General features: G+C 72.7%; 7 protein-coding genes. All 7 read right to left on the bottom strand.

Annotated elements, in window-relative coordinates; translation table 11 throughout:
- On the bottom strand, nucleotides 1-362 hold a 362-nt coding region (locus tag VF536_RS04855; protein WP_331613674.1), incomplete at its 3' end, for a hypothetical protein.
- Nucleotides 359-1,819, bottom strand: a complete 1,461-nt coding sequence (locus VF536_RS04860; protein WP_331613675.1) for a hypothetical protein — start codon at nucleotides 1,817-1,819, stop codon at nucleotides 359-361. The genes VF536_RS04855 and VF536_RS04860, both read right to left, overlap by 4 nt.
- Before the next feature lie 166 nt (nucleotides 1,820-1,985).
- The gene (locus VF536_RS04865) at nucleotides 1,986-7,097 is read right to left on the bottom strand and encodes a hypothetical protein (protein ID WP_331613676.1); all 5,112 of its coding nucleotides are present in this window, start codon (nucleotides 7,095-7,097) and stop codon (nucleotides 1,986-1,988) included.
- 24 nt (nucleotides 7,098-7,121) lie between these two features.
- Entirely contained in the window at nucleotides 7,122-9,224 is a 2,103-nt protein-coding gene (locus tag VF536_RS04870) for a hypothetical protein (RefSeq protein WP_331613677.1), read from the bottom strand.
- 64 nt (nucleotides 9,225-9,288) lie between these two features.
- Entirely contained in the window at nucleotides 9,289-10,227 is a 939-nt protein-coding gene (locus VF536_RS04875) for a hypothetical protein (RefSeq protein ID WP_331613678.1), read from the bottom strand.
- Entirely contained in the window at nucleotides 10,224-10,643 is a 420-nt protein-coding gene (locus VF536_RS04880) for a hypothetical protein (RefSeq protein ID WP_331613679.1), read from the bottom strand. The genes VF536_RS04875 and VF536_RS04880 overlap by 4 nt, the downstream gene beginning before the upstream one ends.
- Before the next feature lie 13 nt (nucleotides 10,644-10,656).
- Nucleotides 10,657-10,971: a hypothetical protein gene (locus tag VF536_RS04885; protein WP_331613680.1), complete on the bottom strand. Its 315-nt coding sequence runs from the start codon at nucleotides 10,969-10,971 to the stop codon at nucleotides 10,657-10,659.
- Nucleotides 10,972-11,101 lie beyond the last annotated feature (130 nt).

Below are 11,101 nucleotides of genomic sequence, written 5' to 3' on the forward strand. Positions count from 1 at the left end.
CGTGCGGCCATGGCGTCGACTTCCACCGCCATCGCCAGCGCGACGGCGATCAGCTCCGGCGGTCGCAGCGGAAGCGCCCGGGCGAGCGCGTGCAGCAACTGGTCTTCGACCGGCGGCTCGTCGAGCCACGCTTGAAGCAGCGTCCGACCTGAGGGCGCGCCGTTCATGGAGACCAGGTCAGCCTCGCTCACCTGGCCCAAGTGTCCCAGCTGGCCGACCTGGGCCACCTGGACCAGCGACGAGGCCGCGGCCAGCCACGCCGCTTCCGGGCCGGCGGACTCGTCGCCCGACTGCAGCGCGGACAGCGCGAGCAGGTGCAGCGCGGGCACCTGCAGGGTGGCGGTGGCTTGCGGGGCGTTCATGCGTCGCGTGCTCCATAGTGGAAGGCGACGACCCGGCCGAACCACGGCAGCCAGCCGGGATCGAGGTCGAGCCCCAGCCGGCGCAGCCGCAGGTCGCATTGATCGAGCGTGAAGTGCAGGTCCACGTGTGTGGCCGTCGCGCACACGTGGCCGCTGCGGCGAACGAGTCGCACGAGTCCGATCCGACCAGCACGGTGGAGCCAACGACGGACGTGGGCCAACATGACCGTCGCCTCCGAAACCACCTCAGCTTCCGCTTCCGCTTCCGCATTCGATCCCGCGTGCGCGTCCAGCGTGGCGTCGATGCCGTGCGCTTGCGCGAGACGCCACATCGGATCGTCACGCCGCGCATGCGAGCGCTGCAGCGCCAGTCGAAGCACCGCCGCCACGAGGCGACAGGCCGCTTCGTCGTCCGGCGAGCGTTGCGGCACGCCCAGTCGCGCCAGCACGGGCAGCAGGAACAGCAATCCTCCGCAGTCCGTCGGCTGCAGCCACGGCCACGCGTCCGAGCGCAGCGGAGCGCGCTCATCGCGTGCGTGGTCCGTCTCGCCCGCCTCTTGCGCGAGCGGAGAGGACGGTGCACCACGGCGAGCATCGATCGACATCGTTGCCGACTCGTCACTTGTCGTCGACCTCAGCGCGCGATCAGACCGGTCGACGGAACCGTTCCATGACGCCGCGCCGTCATCGCGGGGGTCGAGGGCGGGGAGGCGCTGATTCCATCGCGTGCTTGCGTCAGTCGATCCGGGCGGGAGATCGGTGCTCGTCGCCTGGGACCTCGCTTCGCGACCGCTGGTCGCGGGAGGCCCCGATCCGGCAGCCTCCAGCAAGCGACGAAGCCAACGCGGAACGAGCGCGTCGTCGCCATCCGCCGCACCGGATGGGGCAGTGGACGTCGAGTCAGACGTCGACGCGGAGGCTGATGGATCCGCTGGCATCCCCATCGGGCCTGCCGCATCGTCCGACGCCATCCGCGCCCGGCGGGCCGATCCCTCGGCGGACGCATGACCTGGCCCTCGCGCCAGACCGACGAGGTCCAGCAGGCGATCGGCCACATCCTCGTCGAAGCACACCGCGACGCGCGCGGCGCCGACGCCACGAACGAGCGCCGCCGCCCATTGCGGCAGCGCGACGCGGCCCTCGGGCGTGTGCGCGATCGCGAAGGCGATCCGCGCGAGGTTGCGCCGCGCCGGCAAGGCCGCGTCGAACTCGGGCACCGCGAGCGGCCAGTACCACGCCTCGGCGCGCCGTACCCGCAGCAACTGCGCGGCCAACTGGATGCGCGCCTCCAGCACACCGGAGAAGACAACGCAGCCCGCGTGGTCCGCGGCGCCATCGTCGCCGTCCGTCAGGGCGTGCCCCGAGGGATCGCCCGACGCCACCCATTGCCGCGAGACGGCGGCCGCCTTCTCCTCGATCAACCTCGACAGCGCCTGCGACGTGGCGCCCGCCGTCACGCGCCCCAGCGCCAGTTTCCTGACGACGATCAACCGCCCGCCGTCGTCGCCCAGGCTCGCGCAGCGCAAGGCATCCTCCAGCGTCGGCAGGATCCGGCGCACCGACGCCTCGCCGGGGGCGCGCAGCCGCAGACGGCGGACGGTGCGTTCAGGCGCGGCCATGCGATCACCTCGCCTTGAACAGCGTGCGTTTCGCCGCGCCCGCCGACAGGCTGACCATCGCCGTCGTGTCGAAGTGCACCCGCACGTCGTCGCCCAGGTCGACCTTGGCCAACGCCGTGTGGATCACGCGCGCGGCGACCTCCTGCTGGCCGAGGTCCTCGACCGTCGCGCGCGCCACCAGCGTGTCCCCGCGGTACATCAGCGCCTGCATGCCGACGCGCAGCTTGGTCGTGTCCAGCACCGTCAACGGGATGCGCGTGCCCGGGATCACGCCCGGCGTGGGCCGCGCCATGCGCCCCTGCACGATGCGGTCCACCGGCGCGTGGCTGGCCAGCAGCAGCGCCATGCGCACCACATCGTTGACCAGCGCGACCGCCGATGGCTGCCCGGGCTCGATCTGCGCGAACAGCCAGTCCACGTAGGACTGCATCTGTCGTCGATCGAGGTAGGCGATCTCGCCCCAGCGCGGCAGGCTGGCCAGGTTGCGCAGGTTGGGCGCGGCGTCGAACTCCGACAGCATCTCCGCCCATTGCAGCCGGATCACCGGCAGCACGCCGCTGAACTCCGCATGCAGGCAGGCCGTCACCGAACGGATGCGGTCCAACTCCGCCGCGGCCTCGCGCGCCACGTCGGCGCGGCCGTGACCGCCCTCGGCCAGGTCGCCGAAGCTCACCACCTGCTCGGCCTGCTGCCGCACGCCTTGCCAGGTCGCGACCTTCAGCCCGTTGAGGTCGAGCGTGCGCAGCGTCGCGATGCGCGGCGCGAGCGCCTCGGCCTGTCGCGTGGCGACCTGCACGATGCCGGTCGCGACCTTGGTGCTGGCAGCGATCGTCTGCACCGCCAGCATCGGCGCCGCGAGGCCCGCCACGGCCCGCGCCTGCGCGCTGCCGACCAGCCGCACCAGGTGATCGACCTTGTCCAGCCGATGCAGCAGCGGCGGCGCGCGCACGAACCAGCTGGCAGGCGCCTCGCGCACCACGCGCAGCATGTCCAGCAGCTCGTCCGGCGCGTCGGGGTGCTCGCGCAGACAGGCGGGGACGGCCGGATCGACCAGCCCCGGATCGACCGCGCGCGTCGGCGCGGACAGCAGGTTGTCGGCCTCGCGCGGGCGGATGAAGGCGATGAACTTCACTTCCTCCGCCAGCACCTTGGCGCGGCGCGTGTTGATGCCGTCCACGCGCTCGGACTCCTCGGCCAGCAGCGCGCGCGCGACGCTGACGTCGTGTCGCGCCTCCGCCAGCGCGTCGCCGACCTGGGACAGCCGCGCCGTCATCGTGTCGATCTCGCCGCGCAGCGACGTCAGCGCGCTGTCGCAGCGGTTGAGCGCGTCACGGTAGACCGTCAGCCGCGCTTCCAGCTGGCGCAGGATCGCGATGGTGATGTCGGACAGGCTCACCGCCTGCGTGAACAGCGTGGCTTCGTCCAGCGCCGCGTCTGATCCCGTCGGCGGCTTGGCGAGTGCCGCCTGCAGCGCCGCGTTGCCGCGGAAGTCCGTCAGCGGCCGCTGCTGGCCCGTGGCATTGACAAGGAAGGGATCGTTGGCCAGCCCCGGGATCTGGAAGTCCTGGAACAGCGCGGGCAGCTCGCCGCTGTCCTCGGCGGCGAAGGCCTCCAGCAGGCCGAGCAGCGACATCACCGTGCGCTGCCGGTTGGCCAGCGCGTAGTTGCGCGCCTCGGGCGAGGGCGGATTCTTCAGCCGCTCGGCGATCGCCGTGGTGCGGATCTCCGACAGCCCCACCACCGGATTGGCATAGATGATGGGCGGCGGCGCTTTCGGCGGCTTGATCAGCACCGCCTCGACCTGCGCGCGCGCGTCGATGCGGTTGTTGATCTGGGCGTTGACTGGCGCATTCAGCTGCGCGTTGACATTGGCGTTGAAGTCGGCGCGCAGGCCGGCGTTGATGCCGGCGCTCGACTGCGCGAGGGTCGCTACCCGCTCGCCGGCCGCCGCATTGATCGCGGCCGCTGTGACCGACGGCGTGGCGTTGAAGCCTGCCGCTGCCGCGATGCCCGCCGTCCCTTTCGGAACGCCGGCCGGCGTCGGCGCCGATGCCGTCGCCTTGACCTTGCCGATGTACTCCTGGATCTGCTGCTGCACGACCAGCGCGCTCTCGCTGGTGGCGAGCGCGGCGAGCGTCGGCGAGACGGCGAGGCGGCCCGCATCGCTCGCGCTCATCGTCAGCTGCCGGATGCGGTGCATGTCCACCTGCATGTGCGCGAAACCGAAGTCGGTGATGTCGTCGGCGCGGTCGATGCGCGTGCGCAGGTAGTCGGCGAAGCCCTCCAGCCCGCGCAGCAGCAGTTGCGACTGCTCGTGGCCGGACAGGCGTTGGATCAGCGGATCGGCGACCAGCTCGGTGTAGACGCGCACGGTGCCGATGCGCGAAGACGGCGTCGGCGTCAGCACGCCGAGGTTGTGTTGCGGCTGCAGCGCCGCGTTGAGCAGGGGGTTGTAGGTCGGGATGGTCGTCGGCCGGGGATCGTCGCTGACCTGCCTGGGCCACATCAGCTCCGGCAGCGCGCCGGCGGCGGCCGGCTTGCGGCGCAGGTCGCTGAAGGCCAGGGTGCCGTCGAAGGCCATGATGACGATGCCGAACACCGACATGCGCGCGCCGCCTTCGCCGACGATGTTGCTGTCGGGCAGCGCCAGCGGCAGCTCCACCCAGCTGCCCGAGCGCGGCAGCGCGCCGCCCCGCACCGACTGCGCCTGCAGCGTCTCGAGGCCGGGGATCGCCTTGCGCAGCTCGGCGAAGCGGTTCTCGCCCCAGTAGGCGAACTTGATCTGGATGCTGGACGTCGGCGTGTTGTCCGCCCGCAGGCCGCGGCCGTAGACGCCGATCCACAGCGAGCGCGGCGGGTTCAGCTCGTCGAGGTAGAGCCAGGTCGTGACCTGGTCCGCCGCGCCCTTCTCGATGACCGTGATCGGCGTGCCGTCCCGGTTCATCAGCGTGTGGCCGCGCCATCCCGACATCGGCGGATAGGCGAGGTTGAAGCCGCTGGTCGGCACCGCGAGTGCGGAGGCCGATCCGGCGCCGGGATTGAAGATGTCGCCGCCGTCCTGGGACTGCAGCTGCGGCAGGCTGGGCACGACGCCGTCGTGCGGCTCGAACGGCGTCCACAGGTCGTTGGCGGTGAGCAGGTCCCAGGGCTCCTCGCCCTGGACGCGGGCGCCCGGCGGCAGGAAGTTGCAGAACCACTTGCGCCACACCTGCGGCGTGCGCGCGCCGGTCAGGCCGTAGGCCGCGCGACCGTCGAAGAGCGCGAAGGCCATGCCGTCGAGGGACTTGGTCGCCAGGCCCAGCGCGGACGCGGGCACGGTGAGCATCACCCACTGGCCCGGCGTCGGCAGGTCGCCGGCGCGGAAGTGCGCGGCGGATCCCGCCGGCGTGCCCCAGCCGATCAGGTCCTCGCCCCAGTAGGCGCGGTGTTCCCAATTGCCCTCGGTGTGCCACTGCAGCATCAGCGTGCGCGGCGGATGGTCGGGATCCAGGCAGACCCAGCAGAAGAGCGACTCGCCGGTCTGGACCACGAAGGGCGGATTGGCGCCGTCGAAGAAATGCTGGTGCAGGCCGGCGCGCAGGTCGCTGCGATGGCCGCCGCCGGGCGGGGGCTCGCCCCAGGGGCTGAGCGACTCGGTCTCGACCGCGTCGGGGTCGCTCTTGAACGGCGGCACGACCGGCGACTTGCCGTCGAGCGCGTGCGACAGCATCGCCGCCTTGTTGCGCAGTCCCTGGCGCAGGCCGAGGGTGCGGGCGCGGCGCAGCAGGTTCTCGTCGAGCGTCCTCTGGAACAGCGGATCGACGATCTCCTTGTGCAGCAGCCGCGGCTCCCACGACCCCAGCGGCACCGGCACGAGCAGCCGCACCGCCTCGGGCACCGAGATCGACAGCGGCGCCAGCGAGGCGCTCGCGCGCACGGCCAGGTCGAGCTGCTCCACCGGCACCGGCACCGCGTCGAGGTCGAAGCCGACGGGGAAGAAGCCGCTCTTGAGCGTCGCCGGATCGAAGGCGTTGCGCGGCAGCAGGCCCACCGGCGGCAGGTAGCGGCCGAAGGCGTCGTTGAGGGTCTCGGGCAGCGGCGCAGGCTCGCCGGCCGCGGCGACCTGCTCGGCCAGTTGCTCGATGCGCGCCTGCCACAGCGCGGGCTTGCGGGAGCCGGCGATGAGCGCGCCGCCCGTGTAAGCAAGGCGCGAATCGCGGCCATTGCCGCCGCGCCGCACGACGCTGGCGCGGTCCAGCCACAGCGGCTGGCGCGTGACGCCGTCCAGCGCGACCAGCGCGATCGGCAGGCCGAATTCCTCCCAGGGCAGCACCTCGCCCTCGGGCAGGGCGTCCTCGGCCTGGAACACGGTCCACGCGAGCGCGTTGCGCAGCTGCACCGCGGGCACGGCGGGCAGGCCGCGCCATTCGCCGGGCCACACGTACCAGAGCAGCCGTGCACCGTCGCCCAGGCGCCAGTCCTCGAAGGCGGCGGCATCGCCGTAGGTGCCTTCGTCGCAGGCGCTGCGCTCGCACGGATCCATGGGGTCCGCGCTGGAACGGTCCGCGGTCACCGGTTGCAGCACCAGCACGCCGATGGCCGGCAGCGTCGCGAGCGAGACGGCTTCCAACGCGCCCAGCGCCGGGCCGATCCTGCGCGCCCGCAGCGTCGAGGGTGCGCCTTCGGTGCCCGGCTCGACGCCGCTGCCGTCGACGAAGAAACCGGGCGGCGCAACCACCGGCACATCGGCCAGCACGCAGCGCAGCGGTTGGTTCAGCACCAGGTCCTCGCCGCTGCAGGCCAGGCCGAGCCCGCGTGTGATCTGCAGCTCCACCGCGTTGAAGCCGGTCGGCGCAGGCGGTGCGGGCTCAGGGGGAGGCGGTGGTGGCGGCGGGATCACCGGCCCCGCCTGGACCTCGAGCCCGCTGACGATGCCCGCTGTCCAGTCCTGACCGCGCGTGGCCAGGTGGCCGGCCTGCCAGGCCTGCCATTGCGTCAGCGCGCCCGCGGTGAGCGAGCGACCCGGGAACACGTTGGGGCGTCGGCGCCAGTCGCTGGTGGCCTCGACCGCGTTGCTGGGCGAGAGTCCGACGACACGCTCGCCGGCCAGCGGATCGCGGATGGGAGTGATGCTCACGATGGGTCTCCTCGGAGCCGGGGATCAGGTTTGCGGCGGGCGCCTGGTCGCGGCGGTCTTCTTCGTCGCGGCCTTCTTTGCCGATGTCTTCTTCACCGCCGTCGTCTTCGCAGCGGTGGTCTTCGCGGCGGTCGTCTTCGTGGCGGTCGTCCTTGCTGCGCTTGTCTTTGCGGCGCTCGTCTTCGTTGGCGGTGGCCTTGTGGCTGTCGACGCCGTGGTCGCAGGCGCGGAGGAGGCCTTCGCCGCAGGACTGAGCTTCGAGGCGGGATCAGCCACGACGGGGTCGGGCGTCGGTGTCGGTGTCGGCGTGGCCGGCGCGCCGGGGACGCGCGTGAGGCGTGCGCTCAACTGGTCGAGCTTCGTCCCCTCGGCGCTGCTGGCGGCGGTGTCGAGCTTGCGCCAGTTGTCGTTGCTCGCGAGGCTGACCAGCGCGGTGCGGGTGACGGCGTCGCCGGCATGGCGTTCGAGCTTCTCGAGGCCGTTGCCGACCGCACCGTCCGCGAGCTCCGCGCCGACCTGCAGCACGCGCGCATGCTCGAGGCCCGCGTCGCGCTCCGCGACGCGATCGCCCGTGGGCTTCGCGTTGAGCGCGCCGAGCGCCGCGGCCGTCAGCGCGGGCGAGGCCGCGATGCGCGGCGAGGCCAGCAGCGACATCACGCTGGACGCGGCCCGCGCGCTGGACGCGGCCAGCACCTTGTCGAGCGCCGGCTTCAGGCCGAGGGCCTCGACCCGCGCCGTGATGGCACGTTCGACGATGACGTCCGCGCCGCCGGCGACGGCGATCGGCTTGCCGACCAGGTCGTCGCGGTAGGCGAGGTTGCGCCGTCGCACGAACCACAGCGAGTCGAGCTTCGCAAGCCGCGCCCATTCGGCGTCGGAGGGGTTGGAGACATCGACCGGCCGCAGCGGCAGCGGAATGCGCAGGCGGGTCAGGATCTCCAGCGGCTTGCGCTGCGCGACGAGGTTGGGCGCAGCCGCCTTGAGCGGCCGCGACACGGTCGTGAGCTTCGCCCGCACGGCGGCGAAGTCGGCGCGCGGCACCGGCGCGAGCACCAGCACCGCCGTCAGGTCCAACGCCGCCTGCGGCGCGAGGAAGTCGATCGGCGGCAGGGCGAGCGCCTCCTCGACCAGCGCGGGCAGCTCGTCCTCGGGAATGATCGAGAAGTCGACGTCGACCTCGGACGGGAAGTAGCGCTGCGTGAAGTCGACCGTGTCGATGATGCCGGCGGGTAACGGGCCGGCCGGCGGCAGCGCGGGGAACTGCGTGGCCGCCGGGAAGCTGCGGCCGTGGAACTGCGCGACCACGTCGGCCAGGTGGTTCTGGTGCTGCATCAAATGGGCGAGGCGCAGGCCGCGCGGCGCGAAGCCCAGGCCGGGCAGGTCGCCGCGGTCGGCGCCGAGCTCGCGCCGCACCATCGCCTCGTCGATCCAGACCAGCGTGTTGGACTGCAGCGCGAGCATCGCGACCGGCAGCACGTTGGCCGACCAGCCCGGCGCGCCGGATTGCGTGAAGATGGTCCGCGCCGCCGTGCCGCGACGCGCGTCGAGCGCATCGGCCGCGCCGTCGTCCTGCCAAGGGATCAGCACGACCGCGGTGGCTTCGATGACGTCGCCGTCCTCGACAGTGCGCGCGCCGGTCAGCGTGGTCGGATATGCGCCGATCGGGTTGGCGGTGAACTCCACCGGCCGCAGGCCCAGCACGAACAGCCCGGTGCGGCTGCGCAGCGGCGCGACCGGCAGGCGCGACAGGCCGAAGCGCGCGGACAACTGCTCGGTCTGCGGGATGTCGGCCAGGTCGATGGTGAGCGAACGCGGCAGCAGCACCAGCTCGCCGGCGCCGGTCAGGCCCTCGCCGGCGGCGATGCGCACGGTGTGGGGCGTGGCGCCTTCGGACACCGACAACCCGTGCGCGACGCCGCTGCCGGCGGCACGGCCGAGGTCGGCCTCGCGCGTCAGGAAGTACTGCTGGTCGCGGATCAGGTCGCGCGCCGCGAGGAAGCGGCCGTCGAAGTAGCGCGGGCGCTGGCGCCGCGGATCCTCGACCAGCACGCCGCGGTTGCGCAGTGTCGGCGCCTCGACGGGATCGATGCGCTCGCGGGCGGCGCCGAGGGTGAGGTTGATCGCCATGTCGGACTCCTTGAAGACTCGGTGCGGCTCTTCGCTGAGGTGTCGGTGATGGGGGCGAGGCTTGCTACAGCCCGGCCCATTGCGCGAAGAGCGCCGACGGCGGCAGGAATCGCCGCCCCCAGTTGTCCACCAGCGGGACCTCCGCGATGCGCGCGGGCGGCGCCGCGGTGTCGACCGGGATGAAGACGCGGGCGAGGAAGACCGCGCTCGGGTCCAGGTCGCGGGGTTGTTCGGGGGAAGGCTCCAGGCCGCCGTCGCCGCCCGCGTGGCCGCTGCCGGACCAGCCGTGCAGCACGGCGTCCTGCAGCGCGTCGCGGCGCGCTTCCGGTGTCGCGTCCGGATCGCCTGCGACCGGATCGGCCGGCGGCAGCGGCAGGCCGCTGTAGGCGTCGTCGAGTCCCGCGCGCGGGATGAGCAGCAGCTCGTAGGCATCGCGCAGCCGCGAGATCGACACCGCGTTGAGCGCGTCGAACGGGCCCTGCGCGAAGCTCGGCGTCAGCCCGCGCGCGCAGGCCGCGAAGCGCAGGTACACATCGGCGACGACGGCCAGCGCCGGCAGCGCCACGCCGGACGCGACCATCCGCGCCGAGGCGAAGCGTCCCACGTCGGCGTAGGCCGCCTGCGTCAGCGCGCTGCCGGGCACGTTGCCGGTGGGGCTGCCGTCGCCGGTGACGGCCAGACGCAACGCGTCGTACCAGCGCGGCAGGCGCAGGCAGGCGTCGCGCGGCAGCTCCACCAGGCGGCCGAGGCGATCCACGGCCACGCCGGGCTGGACGCTGATCTCCTCGACCTGCGTCGCCGAGCCCGGCACATACCGCACTTCCAGACCGGCCATCGTGCCGGGCCCGGCCACGAAGGCCAGCGCGCGCGCCAGGCGGCCGCGGGGGTAGGTCTGCTCGTCGCTGAAGTCCTGCGCGTCCAGCAGCATGCCGGTGGCGTAGGCGAGGCGGTCCGCGCGCGGCTGCGCCACCAGCGGATCGGCGTTGGTCGCCTGGATACTCATGAGGGTCTCCTCGACGTGCGTGGGGACGGCGGTCGTTTGGGTTTCGCCGGTTCAGCCGGCTTCGGCGGCTGTGGCCTTACCGGTTGCGCCGGTTGGGCGGGCAGCGAGGGCCGCATCGGTTCTATCGGTGGCAGCGGCGATATCGGCTCCAGCGGCTCCAGCGGCTCCAGCGGCTCCAGCGGCCCCAGCGGCAGTCGCGGATCCGAAGGCCGCACCGGCGGTGCCGGCGCGATCGGCGGCAGCACCACGCGCGACTGCGTCACCTGCACGACGACTTCATCCGCCGTGCGGCTGGACAGCCCGGCCGCGTTGACGACGGTCAGGCTGAAGCGGTGCGCGCCGACGGCCAGGCCCGCGTCGACCTCGACCGTCGCGGTCTCCGTCGTCACGGGCTTGCGGAGCGGGAACTTCGCCATCGCGCCGCTCCGTTCAGGTCACCGGACCCAGGTAGGTCCAGACGTACTTGACGACCTTGCCGCCGCCGACGTCGAAGGACGCGGACCCGTCCAGCTCGAAGCTCTTGCCGAAGGCGGCGATGCGTGGCCCGCGGATCACCGCGGTCGGCGCGTCCTGGTCGGCGACGATGATGGTCACCTCGTCGGGCTTGGACGCGTTGCCCGCGTCGTCGATGACGACGAGCCGGAAGGTCTGCCGGCCCATCGGCAGCGGCTTGTCGGGGTTGACGGTGACCTCGATGGTCGGTGCGTCGGTGCTGATGTCGGTGCCGGGAACGAATTCGGCCATGGCCACTCTCCTGCAAGGTCAAACATCCGTCGGCGGCAACAGGCGCCAGCGGTACTCGGTGATCTGTCGGCCCGAGGCCGCGCGCGAGGCGCGGGCATCGAGGATGAAACTGGCGCCCGGCGCGGCCACC

It is taken from the genome of Roseateles sp., from assembly GCF_036486225.1.
Classification (GTDB): Bacteria; Pseudomonadota; Gammaproteobacteria; order Burkholderiales; family Burkholderiaceae_C; genus Roseateles.